The sequence below is a fragment of the Bradyrhizobium sp. KZN70725 genome (genome assembly GCF_055264925.1).
Window position 1 is genome coordinate 13,348 of record NZ_JBUYWT010000024.1, and the last position, 22,680, is coordinate 36,027.

Genomic DNA, 22,680 nt, shown 5'->3' on the forward strand with positions numbered 1-22,680 from the left:
TCCTAGACCCGGCCGAGCGCGAAGCCGCGCGCGATGTAGTTGCGGACGAACCAGATCACCAGCGCGCCCGGAATGATGGTGAGCACGCCGGCGGCGGCGAGCAGGCCCCAGTCCATGCCGGCCGCCGAGACCGTGCGCGTCATGATCGCCGCGATCGGCTTGGCCTGCACCGAGGTCAGCGTCCGCGCGAGCAGCAGCTCGACCCAGGAGAACATGAAGCAGAAGAAGGCGGCGACGCCGATGCCGCTTGCGATGAGCGGCACCAGGATCTTGATGAAGAAGCGCGGGAACGAATAGCCGTCGAGGAACGCGGTCTCGTCGATCTCGCGCGGCACGCCGGAGACGAAGCCTTCGAGGATCCACACCGCCAGCGGCACGTTGAAGATGCAGTGCGCGAGCGCGACCGCCCACGGCGTATCGAACAGGCCGATCGCCGAATACAGGTTAAAGAACGGCAGCGCGTAGACCGCCGCCGGCGCCATGCGGTTTGACAGCAGCCAGAAGAACAGATGCTTGTCGCCGAGGAAGCGGTAGCGCGAGAACGCATAGGCCGCCGGCAACGCCACCGCGATCGAGATGATTGTGTTGAGCACCACGTATTCGAGCGAATTGATGTAGCCCGAATACCAGCTCTCGTCGGTGAAGATGCGCTTGTAGTGCTGCAGCGTCGGCGTGTGCGGCCACAGTGTCATCGTCGAGACGATCTCGGCGTTGGTCTTGAAGCTCATGTTGACGAGCCAGTAGATCGGCAACAGCAGGAAGATCAAAAACAGCGCCATGATCAGGCGGCGGCCGGGGATCGAATGCATCACGCCGCTCCTTCCTTGGCCGGACGCTCGGAGCCGGCATTGACCATCACGGTGTAGAATACCCAGCACACGATCAGGATGATCAGATTGTAGACCAGCGACAACGCCGCGGCCTTGCCGAGGTCGAACTGGCCGAGCGCAATCTTGACGAGCTCGATCGAGACGAAGGTCGTCGAATTGCCGGGGCCGCCGCCGGTGACCACGAACGGCTCGGTGTAGATCATGAAACTGTCCATGAAGCGCAGCAGCACCGCGATCAGCAGCACGCGGTTCATCTTCGGCAGCTGGATCGCCTTGAACACCGCCCAGCGCGAGGCGCCGTCGATCTGCGCCGCCTGGTAATAGGCGTCGGGGATCGACTTCAGCCCGGCGTAGCAGAGCAGCGCGACGAGGCTGGTCCAGTGCCAGACGTCCATCACGATGACCGTGACCCAGGCGTCGACCTCATTGGACACGTAATTGTAGTTGAGGCCGAGGTGGTTCAGCACATAGCCGAGCAGGCCGATATCGGGCCGGCCGAAGATCTGCCAGATGGTGCCGACCACGTTCCACGGAATCAGCAGCGGCAAGGCGAGGATGACGAGGCAGGCCGCGACGCTCCAGCCTTCGCGCGGCATCGACAGCGCGACGATGATGCCGAGCGGCACCTCGATCGCGAGGATCACCGCAGAGAAGAACAGGTTGCGGCCGAGCGAGGCCAGGAAGCGCCCGCCGAGATCGGTCGATGGATCGAGCAGCTCCTTGAACCAGCCGACCCCGTTCCAGAAGAACTGGTTGTTGCCGAAGGTGTCCTGCATCGAATAGTTCACGACGGTCATCAGCGGCAGCACCGCCGAGAACGCCACCACCAGGAACACCGGCAGCACCAGGAACCAGGCTTTTTGGTTGATCGTCTTGTCCATCAGGCGACCCCCTCCACCAAATGGCTGTCGGCATAGACGTGGACGTGCGCGGGATTGAAGATCAGCCCGGCGGTGTTGCCGGAGACCGAGAAGCCCGGCGGCACACGCGCGGCGAATTTGGTATCGCCGACCCGCACGCGGGCGAACTGGATGCGGCCGAGATCGTCGATCCGCTCGATGCTGGCCGACAGCAGCCCTGACGCCGGCGCCGCGACATCGACGAATTCCGGCCGCACGCCGATCTCGATCTTCTTGCCCGCAGGCAGCACACCATAGTTTCGATGCAGGCCGATGACATGGCCGTCGACCCGCGCCTCGTGACCACTGACTTCGGCGGGCACGATGTTCATGCCGGGCGAGCCGATGAAGTAGCCGACGAACGTATGCGCCGGCTTGTCGAACAATTCGGCCGGCGTGCCGCTCTGCACCACGCGGCCGTCATGCATCACGACGACGGTGTCGGCGAAGGTCAGCGCCTCGGTCTGGTCGTGGGTGACGTAGATCATCGTGAGGTCGAGCTCGCGATGCAGCGCCTTCAGCTTGGAGCGCAGCTGCCACTTCAGCTCGGGATCGATCACCGTTAGCGGTTCGTCGAACAGGACGGCCGCGACGTCGGAGCGCACCAGACCGCGGCCGAGCGAGATCTTCTGCTTGGCGTCGGCGGTGAGCCGTGTCGCCTTGCGTTTGAGATAGGGCGTGAGGTCGAGCAGATCGGCGATCTGCCTGACGCGCGCGTCGACCTCGGCCTTCGCGACGCCGCGATTCTTCAGCGGGAAGGCCAGGTTCTGGCCGACCGTCATGGTGTCGTAGATCACCGGGAACTGGAACACCTGCGCGATGTTGCGCTTCTGCGTCGACAGCGGCGTGATGTCACGGCCGTCGAACAGGATCTTTCCGCGCGACGGCGTCACGATGCCGGAGATCAGGTTGAGCAGCGTGGTCTTGCCGCAGCCGGACGGCCCGAGCAGCGCATAGGCGCCGCCCTGCCGCCAGGTCATGGTAACCGGCTTCAGCGCAAAGGATTCCTGCGGCGCGTCGTTGCCGCCGTAGGAGTGCGCGAGATCGACGAGGTCAATGCGGGCCATGAAGCATCTCCCTCACGTGCCGTTGCCGGCTGACGCGTTTGCAGCGCGCGCACTGCGATGCACGTTGCCCGAAAACGAGGTCGCGGGCGATGCGACGAGGCGGTCGGCGGCGTCGAACACGAAGATGTTGTCGGGATCGAGCGCGGCATCGAGCACCTGCCCGGGTTCATATTCGTGCACGCCGTGGAGAACCGCGACCCAGTTCGAGCCGTGGACATGGACGTGCACAAAGCTCTCCGACCCGGTGATTTCGGTCACCGTCACCGCGGCGGAAAATTTGTGGCGGCCGGCCGCGACGTTCCCGACCTCGAGCTGGTGCGCGCGGAAGCCGGTCCGGTAGCGGCCATCGGGCAGATTGGCATAGAGGCCGGCCGCGGGCGCCTGCTCGCCGCCGGCATAGATCACTTGCGCGCCTTTCTTCTCGATGCCGATGATGTTGAGCGGCGGATCGGAAAACACCTGGGCAACGCGCAGCGTGTCGGGATGGCGGTAGACCTTCGGCGTCGCGCCGGTTTGCAGCGCCTGGCCTTGCCACATGCACACCGTGTCGCCGCCGAGCAGCAGCGCTTCCGACGGTTCGGTGGTGGCATAGACGAAGATCGCGCCGGAGGCCTCGAAGATGCGCGGCAGCTCGGCGCGCAGCTCCTCGCGCAGCTTGTAGTCGAGATTGGCGAGCGGCTCGTCGAGCAGCACGAGGTCGGCGCCCTTGACCAGCGCCCGCGCGATCGCGGTGCGCTGCTGCTGGCCGCCGGAGAGTTGCAGCGGCGTGCGCTTCAGGAACGGCTCGAGCCGCAACAGGCCGGCCGCTTCCGCCACCCGCCGCTCGATCTCGGCGCGCGGCTTGCCCTGCACGCGCAGCGGCGAGGCGATGTTCTCGTAGACCGTCAGCGAGGGATAGTTGATGAACTGCTGATAGACCATCGCGACCGAACGCTGCCGCACGTCGGCGCCGGTGACGTCCTTGCCGTCGACCAACACGCGGCCGGTGGTCGGCTTGTCGAGGCCGGCGAGCAGCCGCATGATCGAGGTCTTGCCCGACAGCGTCGGCCCGAGCAGCACGCTGAGCGTGCCACGCTCCAGCGTCAGCGACACGTCGCGGATGGTCGGAATGCCATCCACGGTTCGCGTGACATTCTGCAATGTAACGCTCATGCCCGTCCTCCCGCTTCGTGGAGGGGACGTTCACCGGACACGCGGTTGGCGAGCATCCACTCGTCGAGCGCGGCGATTTCACCCGCCGTCATCCGCAAGCCCAGCTTGGATCGTCGCCAGACGACATCGTCCGCAGTCCGAGCCCATTCGTTCGTCATCAGGTACCTGACTTCGCTTTCCGTCAAGGTGGCGCCGAAGGAGCGGCCGAGATCGGCCGTCGATGTTGCATTGCCCAAGACTTTGCTGGCGCGCGTGCCATAGGCATGCGCGAGACGATTGGCGTGCGATTGCGCGAGAAACGGATAGGTGCGGATCAATTCGGCGCTCAGCGCCGCGACCGCGGATACATCCATGTCGCCGCCGGGCAGCGGCGCCTTGCCGGTCCAGCCCTCCTGCGCCTTTGTGCCGCGGAGATAAGGCGACAGCCGCTCCAGCGCCTCTTCGGAGAGGCGGCGATAGGTCGTGATCTTGCCGCCATAGATCGACAGTAGCGGCGCACCGCCGGGCGTATCGAGCTCGAACACATAGTCGCGAGTCGCGGCCTTGGCTTCGCTGGCGCCGTCGTCATAGAGCGGACGCACGCCGGAGTAATTCCAGACCACGTCCTCGGGCTTCACCGGCTTGGCGAGATACGCGCTGGCGGACGCGCAGAGATATTCGATCTCCTCCTGCGTCGCCTTCACCTTGGCCGGATCGCCGTCATAGTCGCGATCGGTGGTACCGATCAGCGAGAAGTCGCCCTGATAGGGAATGACGAAGATGATGCGGCCGTCGGCGTTCTGGAAGATGTAGGCGCGGTCGTGGTCGTAGAGCTTCGGCACCACGATGTGCGAGCCCTGCACCAGGCGCACCTTGGCGCGCGCGTTGACGCCGGCGCCCGAGGCCAGGACCTGTTCGACCCAGGGACCGCCGGCATTGACCAGCACGCGTGACTGGATCGTGTCGCGGGCACCCGTGACGCTGTCCTCGACCGTGACGTGCCAGACGCCGTCGACTTGCCTGATCTCGACCGCGCGGGTGCGGGTGCGGATCTCGGCGCCGCGATCGGCGGCATCGCGCGCGGTCAGCGCAACCAGCCGGGCATCGTCGACGAAGCAGTCGGAATATTCGAAGCCCTTGGTGTAGCGGCCCGGGATCAGCGGCTTGCCGACCGCGTCGCGCGTCAGATCGACCGAGCGCGTCGCCGGCAGCAAATGCCGGCCGCCGATATGGTCGTAGAGGAAGAGGCCGAGCCGCAGCAGCCAGGCCGGACGCAGGCCGGCGTGGTGCGGCAAAACGAAACGTAGCGGCCGAATGATGTGGGGCGCGATCTGCCAGAGGATTTCGCGTTCGATCAGCGCCTCGCGCACCAAACGAAACTCGTAATATTCGAGATAGCGCAGACCGCCATGCACGAGCTTGGTCGACCAGGACGACGTCCCGCTAGCCAAGTCATTCATTTCACAGAGGAAAACAGAGTTACCCCGGCCCGCCGCATCGCGTGCGATGCCGCAGCCATTAACGCCGCCTCCAATGATGGCGAGGTCGTAAATCTGGTCCAAAGAACGCTTCCCCCGGCAACCGCCTTCGCTTTGACGGTTTTACTTTCGTATTGGAGTAAATCACAACCAAAAACGAAAGCAAAGTGAAAATGGGGAACTCGGGCTGCGGATTTTTGGGCGGGTGATTGCGGCTGGGGGCAGGTTACGTTCGACGCATCCGGTACTAGACCGTCACCCTGAGGTGCGAGCCTTGCGGCGCAATTGCGCCGCTGGGCGAGCCTCGAAGGGTGCGCGGCCCAAATGTGGCCGTTCACCCTTCGAGACGCGCGCAAGAGCGCGCTCCTCAGGATGACGGGGAAAAAGCTGTGCGAGGACGATGCCTCAGCAGCGAGATCGCAAACTACGCGCTGCGCAGCGCCGCGGGTGCCGCGTCGGCGGCGTTGTCGTCGAGATCGACTTGCGGCTTGTCCATCGCGACGACCACCTCGATACCGCGGCTGTGGCAGATATTGGCGAGGCCCGCTGGAAGCGGTGAATCGGTCACGAAGGTCTGGATCTGGCTCATATGGGCGATCCGCACCGGCGCGCTGCGGCGCAGCTTGGTCGAGTCCGAGACCAGCATCACGTTGCGCGCATTGGCGATGATCGCCTGCGCGACCTGCACCTCGCGATAGTCGAAGTCGAGCAGCGCGCCCTCCTCGTCGATGGCGGATGCGCCGATGATGGCGTAGTCGACCTTGAACTGGCCGATCAGCTGGGTCGCGGTGGAGCCGACCACGGCGCCGTCGGCGCGGCGCACCGTGCCGCCGGCCACCACCACCTCGATGCGCGGATGGCGGTAGAGCAGCATCGCGACGTTGAGGTTGTTGGTGATGACCAGCAGGTCCTCATGCGAGGTCAGCGCGCTCGCGACCTCTTCCGTGGTGGTGCCGATATTGATGAACAGCGAGCAGCCGTTCGGAATCCGTGCCGCCGCGGCCGCGCCGATCGCCTTCTTTTCCTCGGCGGCGACGAAGCGGCGCGCCTCGTAAGCGAGGTTCTCGACGCCCGAGGCGATGATCGCGCCGCCATGGATGCGGGTCAGCGAGCGCTGGTCGCAGAGATCGTTGAGGTCCTTGCGGATGGTCTGCGCCGACACCTCGAACCGCTTGGCGAGGTCTTCGACCATGACCCGGCCGAACGCGCGCGCGATGTTGAGGATTTCAGTCTGGCGATGGGAGAGTCCGGCCACGGCGGCCCCCTTGAAACGGCGAGTCGCCCATGGTGCGACCGTTCGGCACGGAGGTCAACGTGCAGTGCCGGGTCAGGGAAGGCCTGGGCGACGGTGGACGCTTCGCCCGGGCCATGCGCAATGACGCGAAGGCGTTCTACGATGCCATCTGCATGGATTGACCGGCGAGCAGCCGACGCGCCGCGCGCTCGGCCTCGCGCGCATTGCGGAAGATCTGGCCTTCAAGGCGGTCAAAAAGGTGCGATGCAGCAAAGAACTGATAACCACGCGTATCGCGCACCACGATACCTGCCGTCTGCGAACTCACTTCGATCACGTAACTGTCGGACATTGTCAGCCTCGGTTTGACTTCGGCCCGACAACGGAGTCGCTGGCTGTTTGTTCCTCGATTATTTTGCGCGGCGAAGCGCCAAAAACTCCGGGTTTTTGCAATCAAACCACGCTCCGGACTCAGTTTCGACGCGTTTCCTTTCCCACCGAATCAGCGGCACTGGCGCGCGAAAAATGTCAGGTTTCGATCGTCGCGCCGTCGCGCTGAATCGGTTGCGGATGGCCCTGCTCGTCGATCGAGACATAGGTGAAATTGCCGTCGGTCACGAGGATCGACTGCTGCTCGCGGCGGCGCAGCACCCAGGCCTCGAGATGCACCGTAATCGAGGTGCGGCCGATGCGCACCAGATTGGCGTGGACGGAGACGAGATCGCCGACATTGACCGCCTTGCGGAAGTTCATCGCGTCGATCGCGACCGTCACGGTGCGCGACTTCGCCACCTTGGAGGCGAACACGCCGCCACCGAGATCCATCTGGCTGAGCAGCCAGCCGCCGAAGATGTCGCCATTGGCATTGGTGTCGGCCGGCATCGCCAGCGTGCGGATGCAGAGATCGCCCTTCGGCTCGGCGTCGTTGCTCAGCGGCGCGTGAGCGTGGGCGTCGGTCACTTGCGAGCCGGTCACTTGCGAATCGCTCACTTGAATGCCTCCCAGCCGGGATCCGGCGCAAATCGTCCGCCGAACTTGCGCATCAAGGCCTGCATGGCCGACACCACATCGTCGACGCCGCGGCTGCGCGCATAGTTGAGCGGGCCGCCGCGGAACGGGGCATAGCCGGTGCCGAAGATCATCGCGCCGTCGACCATATCGGGATTGTCGACGATGCCCTCGCGCAAGGCGGCGACGCAGACATTCGAGATCGGCAGCACCAGGCGGTCGATCATCTCATCGGTGACCCGGGGACCGGTCTCCGGCAGCGGCGCCTTTTCCGCCTTGCCGTCCTTCCAGGTGTAGAAGCCCTTGCCGGTCTTGCGGCCGAGCTCGCCTTTGGCGACTTTTTCGCGCAACCACGCAGGCGTCGGCGGCAGCGTGTCGCCGAACTTCGAGCGCAGCATGTCGCCGACATCGAGGCAGATATCGAGGCCGACCTGGTCGGCGAGTTCGATCGGCCCCATCGGCATGCCGAACTCGACGGCGGCCGCGTCGATCAGGCGCTGGTCGGTCTTCTCGTCCAGCATCATCATCGCTTCCAGCATGTAGGGCGTCAGCGCGCGGTTGACGAGGAAGCCCGGCGAGCTCTTCACCGGCAGCGGCAGGCGGTCGATGGCGCCGACGAACGCGAGCGCCTCCTTGAGCATCGCCGCATCGGTGCCGTCATGGCTGACGACCTCGACGAGTTGCAGCCGCGACACCGGATTGAAGAAGTGCAGGCCGAGCAGCCGCTCCGGCCGTGCCAGCGTGGTGCGCAGATCCTGCAGCGGGATGCTCGACGTATTGGTGGCGAGGATCGCGCCGGGCTTCATCTTCGGCTCGAGAGAGGCATAGACCTTCTGCTTCAGCTCGAGCTTTTCCGGCACCGCCTCGATGATCAGATCGGCATTGCGGACGCCCTCGCCGTCCATGTCGGGGATCAGCCGGTCGAGCGCGTCGCGCTGGTCGATCCGCTTGCGCATGATCTTGCCGAACAACTCTGACGCTCGTTTCATGGCGCCCGCGATCGGCTCGGCCTTCATGTCGGCCAAGGACACGAGCATGTCCTGGTTGGCGCACCAGGCCGCGATATCGCCGCCCATCGCGCCGGCGCCGATGACATGGACGTGCGCAACCTTGTTGCCGCTGCCGGCGAGCTTCTTCATCTGCTCTCGCAGGAAGAACAAACGGATCAGGTTCTGCGCGGTCGGCGTCACCATCAGATTGGCGAACGAGGCCTTCTCCGCATTCAGCATCGCCGAGCGGTTGCCGGCGTGCTTCTCCCACAGATCGATCAGCGCATAGGGCGCCGGGTAATGCTTGCGCGGCGCGGCCTTCTCGGCCTCGCTGCGCATCCGCGAGGCGAGGAAGCCCCTGACCGGACCAAGATTGAGAATCGAGTTGAGCGCGCCCGGCCTGGCGCGCTTCAGCCGGCCGAACACCGCATCCTTCGACGCGTTGCGGACATGGCGCTCCTGGGTGACGGCGTCGACCAGGCCGAGCGCCTTGGCGCGGCGCGCGTCGATGGTCTTGCCGGTCAGCATCAAGGTCATCGCCTGCATCGGGTTGACCAGCTCGGTGAAGCGCACGGTGCCGCCAAGACCTGGATGCAGGCCGAGCATCACCTCTGGGAAACCGAACCTGGCATCGTCGATCGCGATCCGCATCTGGCAGGCCAGCGCGACCTCGAGGCCGCCGCCGAGGCAGAAGCCGTGGATGACGGCGACCGAGGGCACGCGCAGCGCCTCGAGCCGGTCGATCACCGCATGGGCGCGGCCGATCGCGGTCTCGACCGCGCTGGAATCGCTGGCGCCGCGAAACTCATTGACGTCAGCGCCGGCGATGAAGCCGCTTGGCTTGGCCGAGCGCACCACGAGACCCGTCGGCCGCTGGTTCTCCAGCGCCGCGACGATGGCATCGAGCTCCTCGAGTAGATCGGCGGACAGCGTGTTGGCGCTGGCGCCGGCGCGGTCGAACAGCAGCCAGGCGATACCGTCGTCATCGCGCGTCAGCTTGAAATTCTTGTAGGGACTGTCGGCGGCAGGCTTCGGCCCGAGTTCGAGCACGCGGCCGGAGAGAACGTCCATGATCCGTGAATCCATGATCACACCGTCTCTATCAACATCGCGCCGCCCTGCCCGCCACCGATGCATTCGGTGGCGACGCCGCGCCTGGTGCCGAGCCGCTTCATCGCATTGACCAGATGCAGCACGATGCGGTTGCCGCTGGTGCCGACCGGATGGCCGAGGCTGATCGCGCCGCCGTCGACGTTCAACTTCGCGCGGTCGATCTCGCCGGCCGCGCCATCGAGCCCAAGGATCTCGCGGCAAAATTTTTCGTCGTTCCATGCCGCGAGGCAGCCCAGCACCTGAGTGGCGAAGGCCTCGTTCAGCTCCCAGGTCTCGACATCCTGCAAGGTCAGGCTATTGCGCTTGAGCAGCGCGCTCGCCGAGAGCACCGGGCCGAGGCCCATGATCGAGGGATCAAGCGCCGACCATTGGCTGTCGAGGATGACGGCCTTCGGCGTCAGCCCGTGCTTGGCCACCGCCTTCTCCGACGCCAGGATCACCCAGGAGGCGCCGTCGGTGATCTGCGAGGAATTGCCGGCGGTGACCTGGCCCCACGGACGCTCGAACACCGGCTTCAGCTTCGCCAGGGTCTCGGGGGTCGAGTCCGGGCGGACACCGTCGTCATGGTCGAAGAACTTGCCGTCGCGGGAGAACGCGGTCTCGACCTCGCCCTTGAGAAAGCCCTGCTTCTGCGCGTTGGCCAGCCGCTGATGGCTCTCGGCAGCATATGCATCGGACTGGGCGCGGGTGATGCCGAAGAGATGACCGACCTTCTCGGCGGTCTGCCCCATGTTGAGCTCGGTGATCGGGTCGGTCAGTCCACGCTCGAGGCCGATGATCGGCTTGAAGTAGCTCGGCTTCACCTTCAGCGCCGCGGCGATCTTGGCACCTAGCCCCTTGGCGCCGGCGAAGCCGGCAAACCAGCGCACGCCCGAATTGGGCCAGACCAGCGGCGCGTGGCTCAAGGCTTCGGCACCGCCGGCGAGGATCAGGTCGGAGATGCCCTCGCGGATGTAGCGATAGCCGGTGTCGATCGACTGCATGCCGGAGCCGCAATTGATCTGCACCGTGAAGGCGACCATCTGCTCGCCCATGCCGAGCCTGAGAGCCGCAACGCGCGCCGGGTTCATCTCGTCGGCGATCACGTTGACGCAGCCGAGGATGACCTGGTCGAAGGCGGTGGGCGCGAAAGGCTGCCGCGCCAGCAGCGGCCGGCCGCATTGCACGGCAAGATCGACCGGGGTGAACGGGCCGGGACCGGAGCGCGCTTTCAGGAACGGCGTCCGGCTGCCGTCGACAATAAAGACTGGTCGCGCCATCAGCTCGCCGCCCTCTGCTCACCAAGCTCCTGGAAGAACTGATGCACGTCGGCGGATTTCTTGTAAATCGGGGACAGCGCCTCCGGCGCAAAATCATCGACCTCGATGACTTTGGCGACGGCCTCGTGGGCAGCGGCAAGCTTCTCGCCGTCGGCCTCGGTGATAACGCCCTTCTTGACCGCCTCCTTCCAGTCATGCAGACGCGCCGCGCGCAGCTGCTTAGCGGCATCCTCGGCCTCGGTGACGAGGCGGAAGGCTTTCTCCAGCCTTGCGATGCCGCCGTCATCCTCGACAAAGGCGAGGTCCGGCGTCAGGCGGTCGCGCGCCGCCGACGGCGACAGCACGAGCTGCGCGCATTGCTGCACGACGCGGTCCGTCGGGCCCGTGACGCGGGCGCCGAACGGCTGGATCAGGAATTTCAGCAGCCAAGCCATCGGGCGGTTCGGCAGATTGGCGAAGATTTCCGCAAAGCGGTTCTCGATGGTCTTGAAGCCGGACTCCATGCACCATTCGAGCGCGGGAAGATCCGCCTTCTGCCGGCCCTCGTCCTGCCAGCGTTTCAAAGCAGCGGAGAGCAAATACAGCTCGGACAGGATGTCGCCGAAGCGTGCCGAGAGCATCTCCTTGCGCTTCAGCGCGCCGCCGAGGGTGAGCAGCGCCATGTCGGCGCACAGCGCGAACGCCGACGAATAGCGCGACAGCTGGCGATAGAACTCGGTCGCATCGCCGGCATCCGGCGCCGGTGCGAACATCCCAAAACTCCAGCTGCGGCCCCAGGCGCGGAACATGGTTGCAAAGCTGTGGCCGACATGCTTCCAGAACGCGATGTCGAACGCGGTCAGACCCTTGTCGCGGTCGGTCTCGCCGAGCGCGTTCATCTCCAGCAACAAATAAGGATGCGCGCGGATCGCGCCCTGCCCGAACACGATCAGATTGCGGGTCAGGATGTTGGCGCCCTCGACCGTGATGCCGACCGGCACCGAGCGGTAGAGCCCGCCGAGATAATTCTGCGGCCCGTCGATCACGGCTTTGCCGCCATGGATGTCCATGGCGTCATCGATCGCGATCCGCATCCGCTCGGTGGCGTGCAACTTCATGATCCCGGAGATGACGGCGGGATGATGCCCCTCGTTCAGTGCGGCGCAGGTCAGCCGCCGTGCGGCGTCGAGCAGATAGGCCGTGCCGGCGATACGCGCGAGCGGCTCCTCGATGCCTTCGAATTTCGAGATCGAGATGCCGAACTGCTCGCGGACGCGGGCATAGGCGCCGGTGGTACGCGCGGCATAGGCAGCGCCGGCCGCCGACAGCGACGGCAGCGAGATGCCGCGGCCGGCGGCAAGCGCCGTCATCAGCATCTTCCAGCCCTGACCGAGCCGTGCCTCGCCGCCGATGATGTAGTCGAGCGGGATGAAGACGTCCTTGCCCCAGTTCGGGCCGTTCTGGAACACCTGCATCGCCGGCAGATGGCGGTGGCCGATCGACACGCCCGGCAGATGGGTCGGGATCAGCGCGACGGTGATGCCGAGCTCTTCCTCGCTGCCGACGAGGTGATCGGGATCATAGGCCTTGAAGGCAAGGCCGAGCAGCGTCGCGACCGGGCCGAGCGTGATGTAGCGCTTGTGCCAGTTGAGCCTCAAGCCGAGCACCTCACGGCCTTCGAAATTGCCCTTGCAGATGATGCCGGTGTCGATCATCGAGGCGGCGTCGGAGCCTGCCTCCGGGCTGGTCAGGCCGAAGCAGGGAATGTCCTGTCCGGAGGCGAGGCGCGGCAGCCATTTGTCCTGCTGCTCCTTGGTGCCGAAGCGCATCAAGAGCTCTCCGGGCCCGAGCGAGTTCGGCACCATCACGGTGACGGCCGCGGTCAGCGAGCGCGACGAGATCTTGCGCACCACCTCGGAATGCGCGTAGGGCGAGAAGCCGAGGCCGCCGAATTCCTTCGGGATGATCATGCCGAAGAATTTTTTGGCCTTGATGAAAGCCCAGACCTCGGGCGGCAGATCGCGCCATTCCCAGTTGATCTTCCACTCGTCGAGCATCCTGCAGAGCTCGTCGACCGGACCGTGCAGGAAGGCTTGCTCTTCCTCGGTCAATCTGGCCGGCGCGAACGCCAGCAATTTCGACCAGTCGGGGTTGCCGGTGAATAGATCGGCGTCCCACCAGACGTCGCCGGCTTCCAGCGCCTCGCGCTCGGTGTCCGACATCGTCGGCAGCACGCCACGCGCCCAGGAGAAGATCGGTTTTGTCATATAGTCGCGGCGGAAGCTCATGGCGGATCCCTCATGAAACGGCGGCGCGGATGGGTGATCTTATCGGAAAGTGCCGTTCACCGGTGAACACTTCGCTTCGCAGATAAAGCGAAATTGACGCGGCCCAGGCGCCATTCTGTTAACGGCAGGCCACGGGTTCAGTTCCGAAAGCTGAGCTGCGACAATCAGGTAGCCGGGGATGGCGCAGACGCCATCCCCATGCAGGACGAGCTAGGCGGGCCCCGCTCCCTGGGTTGCGGTATAGACCGCGTAGAGCGACTGGCTTGCGGCCATGAACAGACGGTTGCGCTTGGGACCACCGAAGGTGATGTTGCCGCAGACCTCGAGCAGCCGGATGCGGCCGAGCAGCTTGCCTTCCGGCGACCACACCGTCACGCCGCTGTACCCGACCGCGCGACCGGCATTGCTCGAGCACCAGACATTGCCGTTGACGTCGCAGCGGATGCCGTCCGGTCCGCACTTCACGCCGTCGATCGTGAAATCGCTGAACCGCTTGCCGTTGGAAAGCTTGTTGTCGGCGCCGACATCGAACACGAAAACGTCACCCTTGCCGCCGGGTCCGCTATCGCCCGGTCCCTTGCCGGTCGAGACCACGTAGAGCTTCTTGTAGTCGGGCGAGAAGCAGAGCCCGTTCGGATCCGGCACCTGGTCCTCGCTGACCACGAGATCGACGCGGCCGGACGGGTCGATGCGATAGCAATTGGTCGGCAGTTCGCGCTTGGCCGGGACGAAGCCCGCCGGCTGGCCGATCCGGGGATTGAGCTTGCCGGCCGGATTGCTCGGGCCGCCCGCGGCATCAGGCTCGCCCTCATAGAGCTGGCCGCCATAGGGCGGATCGGTGAACCAGTAGCTGCCGTCCGGATGCGCGACGACGTCGTTCGGCGAGTTCAGCCGCTTGCCCTGATAGTTGTCGGCGAGCACGGTCGCGGTGCCGTCATTCTCGTAGCGCGTCACGCGGCGGGTGAGATGCTCGCAGGACAGCTGGCGGCCCTGGAAGTCGAATGAATTGCCGTTCGAGTAGTTCGACGGCATGCGGAAGACGCTGACATGGCCGTCATCTTCCGACCAGCGCATCTGCCGGTTGTTCGGGATGTCGCTCCACAGCAGATAGCGGCCCTGCGAGCTCCAGGCCGGGCCTTCCGCCCACAACAGGCCGGTATAGAGGCGCTTGATCGAGGTGTTGGGCTGGGCAAGGTCGTTGAAGGACGGATCGACCGCGATGATGTCGGGGTCCCAGAAATAGGTGGTCGGCGCACCGCGCGGACTGAAGTCGCGCGGCGGGCTGGTGATCGTCGTCGGCGGCCCGACCGGCGCGGGCGCGTTCTGGGCCAGCGCGCTGCCGATGCCCGCGACGGCGGCGGCGGAAACCGCCAGTCCCTGAACCAGCGTGCGCCGTGAAACATTCGGATCGCGTTGTTCTTCGTTCGGATCGCTCCGCTCGTGGCGTGTCATCGCATCCTCCCACTCTGTTGGCCGGCCGTTGATCCGGCCTGGCGAGTGGAGGTTAGACTGCTCTCGGAGAGGTTGCGAGTGACGGTTTTTCATCCCCGCGCGCGGAAATTTCACATTGTTGTGGTGCGGGCCGTCGTTGCGGAGCGACGTCTCTTACCGCGCCCCGCTTGCGGGGAGAGGTCGAAATTCAAGCGCAGCTTGAATTTCGGGTGAGGGGGTACAGGTCTCACGACCATCACAACTGGTGGAAGCAGCCCCTCACCCTACCCTCTAAGAGCGAGCTTCGCTCGTCTCGACCCCGTGAAGAACGGGGAGAGGGAGGATAGAGCAGCACTCAATCCGGCCGGATCATCTCGAACATGTTTTCCGGCTTGATCTCGAAGTAGTCGCCGCGGCGGCCGGCGCGGACGATCGGGTGCGCGAGGCCGGTCTGGTAGACGCCGTCCTTGATGAAGGCCTTGTCGATGTGGACGGCCACGACCTCGCCGAGCGTCAGCCAGGCCTCGGCCTTCTTGCCGTCAGCGCCCTGGAGCTGGACGATCTGGCTCACCTTGCATTCGAACGACACCGGGCTTTCGGCGACCCGCGGCACGTTGACAAGCTTGCCGGCGACCTGCGTGAGCCCCGCGAGCCTGAACTCGTCGACATCACGCGCGACATGCGCCGCGGTCGCGTTCATGTGCTTGGCGAGATCCATCGTCGCCAGATTCCAGACGAACTCGCCGGTGTCCTGGATGTTGGCGACGCTATCCTTCCAGTTGGTGGAGGAGAAGCCGATGATCGGCGGCACGTAGCAAAAGGCGTTGAAGAAGCTGTAGGGCGCGAGGTTGACGTTGCCGCCCTTGTCGCGCGAGGAGATCCAGCCGATCGGCCGCGGCGCCACGATGGCGTTGAACGGGTCGTGCTTCAGGCCGTGGCCGTTCTTCGGCTCGTAGAAATGCAGGTCTTTGGCGGTCACGATTGCGTCCTCGTCATTCCGGGATGGTCCGTAAGGACCAGACCCGGAATCTCGAGATTCCACAATGCGCGATTGCGCATTGGGGTTCGATGCTTACGCATCGCCCCGGAATGACAAAGGAGTCAACTGACGAAAATGTCAGTGCTGGCGCTCAAGGGCTGGCGCTCAATTGGCGCGGCCGCGCGGCGACAGGCCGGCGATCACGAAATCGATCATCTGGTCGATGGTCGGGCCCGGCTTGGTGGCACATTGGGCGATCATCTGCGGGTGGAAGAACCGCATCATCGCGGTGCAGGCGCACAGCGAGGCGAGCTGCAGGTCCTTGATCTCGAACTCCCCCGACGCGGCTCCTTGCGCGATCACCTCGCCGATAATGGAGGCGATACACTCCATATGCGCGACGCAGACGTCCCAGTCCTCCTGCATCGCGATCTCGACCATCTCGTGCATCTTGGAATCGCCGACATAGCGCTCGGTGTTCATGCGATTGATGGTCGTCATCATCTGGCGCAATCGTGGCGCCGCCGGCCCTTCCGAGCGCGCGATGCGCCGGGCCTCGATCTCGACCTCGCCCATCAGGCCGCGGGCTACGCCCTCGTGGATCGACTTCTTCGAATCGAAGAAGCGGTACACGTTGGCGGGGCTCATCCGCAGCTCTTTGGCGATGTCGGCGACCGTCGTCTTCTGATACCCGATCTGCCGGAACAAGCGCTCCGCCACCACGAGAATCCGCTCGCGGGTGTCGGTTTCGCTATGTTCCGAGATCAGCGTCATGTTGGGCCTGCTCAATCTTCAATTATTCGGCCGCTTCAGCAAGCGAAAATGCGCGTTGCGCATCGCCGGCATGCTGCGGCGCAGTATCGGTTTGCTCGGAGCCGCTTTCCTCGAGGGTCTTGCGGAACCAGAGGGCGTAAAGGCCCGGCAGATACAGCAAGGTCAGGAAAGTCGCAACAAACAAACCGCCCATGATGGTGATCGCCATCGGGCCCCAGAACGCCGAGCGCGACAGGGGGATCATGGCGAGGATGGCGGCCAGGGCCGTCAGCACCACCGGCCGGGCGCGCCGGACGGTGGCTTCGACGATCGCCTCGCGCCGGGTCAGGCCGGACGCCACGTCGCTCTCGATCTGGTCGACCAGGATCACGGCGTTGCGCATGATCATGCCGGCGAGCGCGATCAGGCCGAGCAGCGCCACGAAGCCGAACGGCTGGTTGGCGACGTTGAGCCCCAGCGAGGCGCCGACGATGCCGAGCGGCGCGGTCAGGAACACCAGGAACAGGCGCGAGAAGCTCTGCAGCTGGATCATCAGCAGCGTCAGCATCACCATCACCATCACGGGGAAGAGGATGAAGATCGACGCATTGCCCTTGGCGGATTCCTCGAACGCCCCGCCCGGCTCGATCCGGTAGGCCGGCTCGAGATGGGCCTGGACGTCCTTCAGCTTCGGCGAGATCTGGTTGGTGACGTCGGGCGCCTGCACGCCGTCGACGACGTCGGAGCGCACGGTGATCGCCATGTCGCGGTTGCGCCGCCACAGGATCGGCTCCTCATGCGCATATTCGATCTTGGCAATCTGCTGCAGCGGGACGGCGACGCCGTTGCGCGTGGTGATGGTGAGATCGCCGACGCGGCCGAGATCGAGCCGCTCGGACGGCACCGCGCGGGCGACCACGCCGACCTTCTCGATGCCGTCGCGGATCGTGGTGACCGGCGCGCCCGAGATCAACATCGCCAGCGCCTGCGAGACGTCCTGCGGGGTCAGGCCGAGCGCGCGCGCCCGATCCTGGTCGACGGCGAGCTTCAGGTAGGGCGATTGCTCGTTCCAGTCGAGCTGGACGTCCTTGACGTTCTTGTTCTGGCGCATGACGTCGCGCACCTGGTAGGCGATGTCGCGCACCTTGTTGGCATCGGGGCCGATCACGCGGAACTGGACCGGGAAGCCGACCGGCGGACCGAAATTGAAGCGGTCGACCCGGACCCGCGCCTCGTTCAAAGCGCCGTCGGCGGCAGCCTGCTCGATCTTGGCCTTGACGCGCTCGCGCGCCTCGACGTTCTTGGCGAGGATCACGATCTCGGCAAAGGCCTCGTTCGGCAGCTGCGGGTTGAGGCCGAGCCAGAAGCGCGGCGAGCCCTGGCCGACATAGGCGGTGTAGGTCTGGATGTCGTCATCGCCCTTCAGCAGCCCTTCGGCCTGCTTCACCGCCTTCTCGGTGACGTTGAAGGCGGTGCCCTCGGGCAGACGCAGCTGCAGGAACAGCTCGGGCCGCTCCGACAGCGGGAAGAACTGCTGCTGGACGTGGCCGAACGCAACGATGGAGGCAACGAAGACGCCGACGGTCGCCGCCACCACCTTGATGCGGTGATCGACGCACCACTGCACGACGCTGCGCAGGCCGCGATACATCCGCGTCTCGTAGATCGCGTGCGGATCGTGGTTCTGGTGCACCTTGATGTTGGGCAACAGCTTGACGCCGATATAGGGCGTGAAGATCACCGCGACGAACCAGGAGGCGACCAGCGAGATCGCCACGATCCAGAAGATGCCGCCGGCATATTCGCCGACCGCAGAATTGGCAAAGCCGATGGGGAGGAAGCCAGCGGCCGTGACCAGCGTTCCCGTGAGCATCGGAAACGCGGTGGATTCCCAGGCAAAGGACGCCGCCTTCATGCGGTCCCAGCCCTGCTCCATCTTCACGACCATCATCTCGACCGCGATAATGGCGTCGTCGACCAAAAGGCCGAGCGCAATGATCAGCGCGCCGAGCGTGATACGGTGCAGGTCGAGCGACATTGCGTTCATCACGATGAAGACGATGCCGAGCACCAGCGGCACCGACAGCGCGACCACGATGCCGGTGCGCCAGCCGAGCGCGACAAAGGAGACGAACAGCACGATCGCGAGCGCCTCGACGAAGGAGTGCACGAACTCGCCGACGGCGTGCTCGACCACCTTGGGCTGGTCGGCGATCTGCTGGACATCGACGCCCTGCGGCACCGCCTTCAGGAACTCGGCGGTCGCCTTCTGGACCTCCTTGCCGAGCTCGAGGATGTTGGCGCCCTTGGCGGTGACGACGCCGATGCCGAGCGCCGGCTTGCCTTCCTGACGCACCTTGAAGCTCGGCGGATCGACATAGCCGTGGCTTACGGTCGCGATATCGCCGAGCCGGAACACGCGGCCGTTGCTCTCGACCGGCGTCTCGGCAACCGCCTTGACGCCGTCAAGCGCGCCGGTGACGCGCAGCGGCACGCGCTGCGATGAGCTCTCGACGGTACCGGCCGGGGTGACGTTATTCTGCTTGGCGAGCGAATCGAACAGCGCCTGCGGCGTGATGCCGAGCGTCGCCAGCTTGGCATGCGAGAACTCGACGAAAATACGCTCGTCCTGGGTGCCGTACAGATCGATCTTGGTGACGCCGGGCACCTTCAGCAGGCGCTGGCGAAAGCCCTCCGCGACCTTCTTGAGCTGCGCATAATTGGCGCCGTCGCCGGTCATCATATAGAGGATCGAATCGACGTCGGAGAATTCGTCGTTGACGACGGGACCGAGGATGCCGGAGGGCAGCTCGCCCTGCACATCGACCAGCTTCTTGCGCAACAGATAGAAGAGATAGGGTACGTCCTTCGGCGAGGTCGAATCCTTGAAGGAGACCTGCATCGCCGTGAAGCCCGGCTTGGAATAGGTCTGCACCTTGTCGAAGAACGGCAGCTCCTGCAGTTTCTTCTCGATCGGATCGGCGACCTGCATCTGCATTTCCTGCGAGGTCGCGCCCGGCCACATCACCGAGACGTTCACCACCTTGACGGTGAAGAACGGATCCTCGGCGCGGCCGAGCTTCTCATAGGAGAAGAAGCCGGCGGCGGCGAGGATGATCATCAGGAACAGGACCAGCGTCGGATGGCTGACCGCCCAGGCCGAAAGGTTGAAGCGCTTCATCGAACTCTCCAAGTTCTAGACCAGTCCCAGAACCGTTTCCGCTGCTATGCGAGGGTTAGAACGACAGCGACGACACGACCCGCACCTTCTGGCTCGGATCGAGTTTCTGCACACCGAGGGCGACCACCTTGGCGCCATCGTCGACGCCGCCGGAGATCACGACGTTGTTGCTCTCATAGGCCTTCACCTTGACCGGCTTCAGCGCGATGTCGCCCTTGTCGTCGACGATGTAGAGCGAGGGATCGCCGCCCTGGCTGTACAGCGCCGACAGCGGCAACTTGGCGACGCGCTCGCTCGCCTTGTCGGCCAGCGTCAGCGTCGCGGTCATGCCGAGCGAGACCGCCTCGTCCGCGTCCGGCAGCGAGAATTTTGCGAGATAGGTGCGGGTGGCGGGATCGGCCTGCGGCGCGACCTCGCGCAGCCTGGCGGCATAGCTCTTCTTGGCGTCCGACCACAGCGTCACCGTGGCTACGCCCGACCTGGCACGAGCAAGAAGCGTCTCGGGGATCGCGACGACAGCTTCCTTCTCGCCAAGTCGGGCGACACGGATCGAAGCCTGGCCCGCGGCAACCACCTGGCCGGGCTCGATCATGGTCGCTGTGACGACACCCCGGGTGTCGGCCACCAGCGTTGCATAAGAGAGGGAATTCCTGGTCAGCTCGACCGAGCGCTCGGCACGGTTCAGCCGCGCGCGGGCCTCGTCGCCGGCGGCCTTGGCGGAATCGAGTGCCGCGTCGGTGGTCCAGCCCTTGGCCTTCAGATCCTTGGCGCGCTGCTCGGCGGCGGCGGCCTGCGCCAGCACGCCGGTGGCGGCGCGGAATTCCGCCTCCGCCTGCTCGGCCTGCAGCTTCAGGTCGACCTCGTCGAGGGTGGCCAAGGGCTGGTCGACGTCGACTGTCTGTCCGACCTCGACCAGCCGCTTGGCCACCTTGCCGGCGACCCGAAAGCCCATATCGGCTTCGATACGGGGCTTGATGGTGCCGACAAAGCTGCGCTCAGGGGTTTCAGCTTCATAATGGACGGTCGCCACCAGAACGGGGCGCCCCGGATCGGCGTTTTCAGCCGCCTTTTCATTGCAGCCGGTCAGCGCGAACACCGCGAAAGCCAATGATGCTCCCGTCAAGAGCCTGTAATAGCTCGAGAAAACGGAACGAACGAACATCTGAAATCTCCTTCAGGCTGACGACTGATGAAGAGTATCGATTTATCACTGATAAATGTCAATATTCGTCAGTGATAACCTATTCGTGAGGTTGGCCGTGATCAGGCTCCTCCGCCCGATACCTCGACTTTCGCTTCCGTCCTTTACGGTCCCGGAAGCACCGGCGTGCGAGGTTGCGGCGATGTCATGGATCTTTGCCCTTGGTTACGCCGGCTTCTTGGTCTGGTCGGTAGGCAGAGCGCGCGAACGCGCGGCTGAACATGCTGCGACTGGAATGCTGCGTTCGCCCCTCTATTGGTCTGGCGTAGGGCTCATCGGCGTTTTGGTCGCGCTGACGTTCGCCGAGCGCTACGCCCTGGCACAGGGCGGCGTCCTGATGTGGGCTTGGCTTGCCGCGCTCGGCACCACGCTGGTCGCGATCTTCTTCGTGCGCCGCGCGCTGAAGTGGCGCTATCCGATCTAGCTAGCCCGGTCGCAGGATGGGTAGAGCGCAGCGAGACTCATCATCTCGCCGCGGTTGCCCAATGCTCTACCCATCGCAACCCGTCACGGCGCACGCGTCATCGCTACTTCGCGCCGGCGAACTCGGTCTTGGTCTCGTGGCTGCCGAGGAAAACCAGCAGGCCCGCGGCGAGCGGCAACAGCGACAGCACCAGCAGGCCGGTCGACGTGCTGCCGGTGGCTTCCTTGACCCAGCCGATCAGATAGGGCCCGCCGAAACCGGCGAGGTTGCCGATCGAGTTGATCAGCGCGATCGCGCCGGCGGCAGCGGTGCCGGAGAGCCAGGCGGTCGGCAGCGTCCAGAACACCGCGAAGGTGCAGAACACGCCGATCGCGGCGACCGTCAGCACCACCATCGTCATGACCGGATCGGTGATGTAGCTGGAGACCGCGAGCGCCAGCGCGGTCAGCAGCAGCGGCGCGCCGACATGGAACACGCGCTCGCGGGTGGCATCGGAACGGCGCGCCCACAGGATCATCGCGACGGTGCCGAATGCGTACGGGATCGCGGTGACGAAGCCGGTCTGCGCGTTGGTCAGACCGAACGCCTTGACGATCTGCGGCAGCCAGAACTGCATGCCGTAGAGCGAGGCGACGAAACCGAAATAGATCGCGCTGAGCGCCAGCACCTTGGGCGAGGACAGCGCCTCGCCCAAGGTGAAATGCTTCGCCGCCTGCTTGGCCGCGACCTCGGCGTCGAGCTTTGCCTTGAGCCACGCCTTCTGCTCGGCCGAGAGCCACTCGGCCTTCTCCGGCCGGTCGGTCAGATAGAACCAGGTGACGATGCCGAGCAGCACCGAGGGAATGCCCTCGATGACGAACAGCCACTGCCAGCCCTTCAAGCCCATCACGCCGTCGAGGCCGAGCAACAGGCCGGAGATCGGCGCGCCGATCACGGTCGAAATCGGCACCGCGAGCGCGAAGGCGGCGAGGAAGCGCGCACGATACTCGGCCGGATACCAGTAGGTCAGATAGAGGATGATGCCGGGGAAGAAGCCGGCCTCGGCGACGCCGAGGAAGAAGCGCAGCGCGTAGAAGCTGTGCTCGTCATAGACCGCCGCCATCAACGCCGAGAGGACGCCCCAGCTCACCATGATGCGGGCGATCCACTTGCTGGCGCCGAACCGCTCCAGCGCCAGATTGCTCGGCACCTCGAAGATGAAATAGCCGATGAAGAAGATGCCGGCGCCGAACGAGAACACCACCGGCGAGAACTTCAACTCGCTGTTCATGGTGAGCGCAGCGAAACCGAGATTGACGCGGTCGAGATAGGAGAAGAAGTAGGCCAGGATCAGGAACGGGATCAGCCGCCAGGAGATCGCGCGGATCGTCGACGTCTCGATCTCGCTGCGGGCGCCGCGATCGGGCGCGATGGTAGCTGTCTGGCTCATGAGCTTT

Annotated in this window: 19 protein-coding genes; 2 read left to right on the forward strand and 17 right to left on the reverse strand. The window is 65.0% G+C overall.

Annotated features, from left to right (window positions below; all coding sequences use genetic code 11):
- Nucleotides 1–2: 2 nt before the first annotated feature.
- The 6 genes from ACZBJS_RS22635 to ACZBJS_RS22660 form a co-directional block, all read right to left on the reverse strand.
- Nucleotides 3–809: a carbohydrate ABC transporter permease gene (locus ACZBJS_RS22635; RefSeq protein WP_028333212.1), complete on the reverse strand. Its 807-nt coding sequence runs from the start codon at nucleotides 807–809 to the stop codon at nucleotides 3–5.
- Nucleotides 809–1,711 (reverse strand): carbohydrate ABC transporter permease, encoded by a 903-nt coding sequence (locus tag ACZBJS_RS22640; protein WP_028338609.1) that lies wholly within the window; start codon nucleotides 1,709–1,711, stop codon nucleotides 809–811. The genes ACZBJS_RS22635 and ACZBJS_RS22640 overlap by 1 nt, the downstream gene beginning before the upstream one ends.
- On the reverse strand, nucleotides 1,711–2,796 hold the full coding sequence (locus tag ACZBJS_RS22645; protein WP_141340516.1) for an ABC transporter ATP-binding protein: 1,086 nt from the start codon (nucleotides 2,794–2,796) through the stop codon (nucleotides 1,711–1,713). Before ACZBJS_RS22645 ends, ACZBJS_RS22640 begins: the two co-directional genes overlap by 1 nt.
- A gap of 12 nt (nucleotides 2,797–2,808) precedes the next feature.
- Nucleotides 2,809–3,948 carry an ABC transporter ATP-binding protein gene (locus ACZBJS_RS22650; protein WP_141340515.1) on the reverse strand — a complete coding sequence of 380 codons (1,140 nt, stop codon included), beginning with the start codon at nucleotides 3,946–3,948 and terminating at the stop codon, nucleotides 2,809–2,811.
- Nucleotides 3,945–5,489 (reverse strand): glycerol-3-phosphate dehydrogenase, encoded by a 1,545-nt coding sequence (gene glpD / locus ACZBJS_RS22655; protein ID WP_463439199.1) that lies wholly within the window; start codon nucleotides 5,487–5,489, stop codon nucleotides 3,945–3,947. The genes ACZBJS_RS22650 and glpD overlap by 4 nt, the downstream gene beginning before the upstream one ends.
- A 340-nt stretch (nucleotides 5,490–5,829) precedes the next feature.
- The gene (locus ACZBJS_RS22660) at nucleotides 5,830–6,660 is read right to left on the reverse strand and encodes a DeoR/GlpR family DNA-binding transcription regulator (RefSeq protein WP_168857237.1); all 831 of its coding nucleotides are present in this window, start codon (nucleotides 6,658–6,660) and stop codon (nucleotides 5,830–5,832) included.
- Nucleotides 6,661–6,689: 29 nt separating this feature from the next.
- Between ACZBJS_RS22660 and ACZBJS_RS22665 the strand changes: the two genes are divergently transcribed.
- Nucleotides 6,690–6,821, forward strand: coding sequence for a hypothetical protein (locus tag ACZBJS_RS22665; protein WP_283805960.1), 132 nt, complete (start codon nucleotides 6,690–6,692; stop codon nucleotides 6,819–6,821).
- Here the strand turns inward: ACZBJS_RS22665 and ACZBJS_RS22670 are convergent.
- The 10 genes from ACZBJS_RS22670 to ACZBJS_RS22715 all read right to left on the reverse strand — a co-directional run bounded on the left by ACZBJS_RS22670 (nucleotide 6,797) and on the right by ACZBJS_RS22715 (nucleotide 20,781).
- Nucleotides 6,797–6,991 (reverse strand): hypothetical protein, encoded by a 195-nt coding sequence (locus tag ACZBJS_RS22670; RefSeq protein ID WP_057016955.1) that lies wholly within the window; start codon nucleotides 6,989–6,991, stop codon nucleotides 6,797–6,799. The genes ACZBJS_RS22665 and ACZBJS_RS22670 overlap by 25 nt on opposite strands.
- A 176-nt stretch (nucleotides 6,992–7,167) precedes the next feature.
- Nucleotides 7,168–7,629 (reverse strand): acyl-CoA thioesterase, encoded by a 462-nt coding sequence (locus ACZBJS_RS22675; RefSeq protein ID WP_057016954.1) that lies wholly within the window; start codon nucleotides 7,627–7,629, stop codon nucleotides 7,168–7,170.
- Nucleotides 7,626–9,722 (reverse strand): 3-hydroxyacyl-CoA dehydrogenase NAD-binding domain-containing protein, encoded by a 2,097-nt coding sequence (locus ACZBJS_RS22680; RefSeq protein ID WP_463439200.1) that lies wholly within the window; start codon nucleotides 9,720–9,722, stop codon nucleotides 7,626–7,628. Before ACZBJS_RS22680 ends, ACZBJS_RS22675 begins: the two co-directional genes overlap by 4 nt.
- Before the next feature lie 2 nt (nucleotides 9,723–9,724).
- Nucleotides 9,725–11,008: an acetyl-CoA C-acetyltransferase gene (locus ACZBJS_RS22685; protein WP_076826118.1), complete on the reverse strand. Its 1,284-nt coding sequence runs from the start codon at nucleotides 11,006–11,008 to the stop codon at nucleotides 9,725–9,727.
- Nucleotides 11,008–13,275 (reverse strand): acyl-CoA dehydrogenase, encoded by a 2,268-nt coding sequence (locus tag ACZBJS_RS22690; RefSeq protein ID WP_463439201.1) that lies wholly within the window; start codon nucleotides 13,273–13,275, stop codon nucleotides 11,008–11,010. Before ACZBJS_RS22690 ends, ACZBJS_RS22685 begins: the two co-directional genes overlap by 1 nt.
- A gap of 210 nt (nucleotides 13,276–13,485) precedes the next feature.
- A complete protein-coding gene (locus ACZBJS_RS22695; RefSeq protein ID WP_463439202.1) occupies nucleotides 13,486–14,727 on the reverse strand; it encodes an SMP-30/gluconolactonase/LRE family protein in 1,242 nt (413 codons plus the stop codon).
- 334 nt (nucleotides 14,728–15,061) lie between these two features.
- Entirely contained in the window at nucleotides 15,062–15,685 is a 624-nt protein-coding gene (locus tag ACZBJS_RS22700; RefSeq protein ID WP_141340508.1) for a flavin reductase family protein, read from the reverse strand.
- Nucleotides 15,686–15,850: 165 nt separating this feature from the next.
- The gene (locus tag ACZBJS_RS22705) at nucleotides 15,851–16,459 is read right to left on the reverse strand and encodes a TetR/AcrR family transcriptional regulator (protein WP_141340507.1); all 609 of its coding nucleotides are present in this window, start codon (nucleotides 16,457–16,459) and stop codon (nucleotides 15,851–15,853) included.
- A 22-nt stretch (nucleotides 16,460–16,481) separates the two neighbouring features.
- A complete protein-coding gene (locus ACZBJS_RS22710; protein ID WP_141340506.1) occupies nucleotides 16,482–19,619 on the reverse strand; it encodes an efflux RND transporter permease subunit in 3,138 nt (1,045 codons plus the stop codon).
- Between the two features lie 55 nt (nucleotides 19,620–19,674).
- Nucleotides 19,675–20,781 carry an efflux RND transporter periplasmic adaptor subunit gene (locus tag ACZBJS_RS22715; protein ID WP_141340505.1) on the reverse strand — a complete coding sequence of 369 codons (1,107 nt, stop codon included), beginning with the start codon at nucleotides 20,779–20,781 and terminating at the stop codon, nucleotides 19,675–19,677.
- 274 nt (nucleotides 20,782–21,055) lie between these two features.
- Between ACZBJS_RS22715 and ACZBJS_RS22720 the strand changes: the two genes are divergently transcribed.
- On the forward strand, nucleotides 21,056–21,244 hold the full coding sequence (locus tag ACZBJS_RS22720) for a hypothetical protein (protein WP_244558721.1): 189 nt from the start codon (nucleotides 21,056–21,058) through the stop codon (nucleotides 21,242–21,244).
- A 103-nt stretch (nucleotides 21,245–21,347) separates the two neighbouring features.
- Here the strand turns inward: ACZBJS_RS22720 and ACZBJS_RS22725 are convergent, their stop codons facing one another.
- A complete protein-coding gene (locus ACZBJS_RS22725; protein WP_141340503.1) occupies nucleotides 21,348–22,673 on the reverse strand; it encodes an MFS transporter in 1,326 nt (441 codons plus the stop codon).
- Nucleotides 22,674–22,680 lie beyond the last annotated feature (7 nt).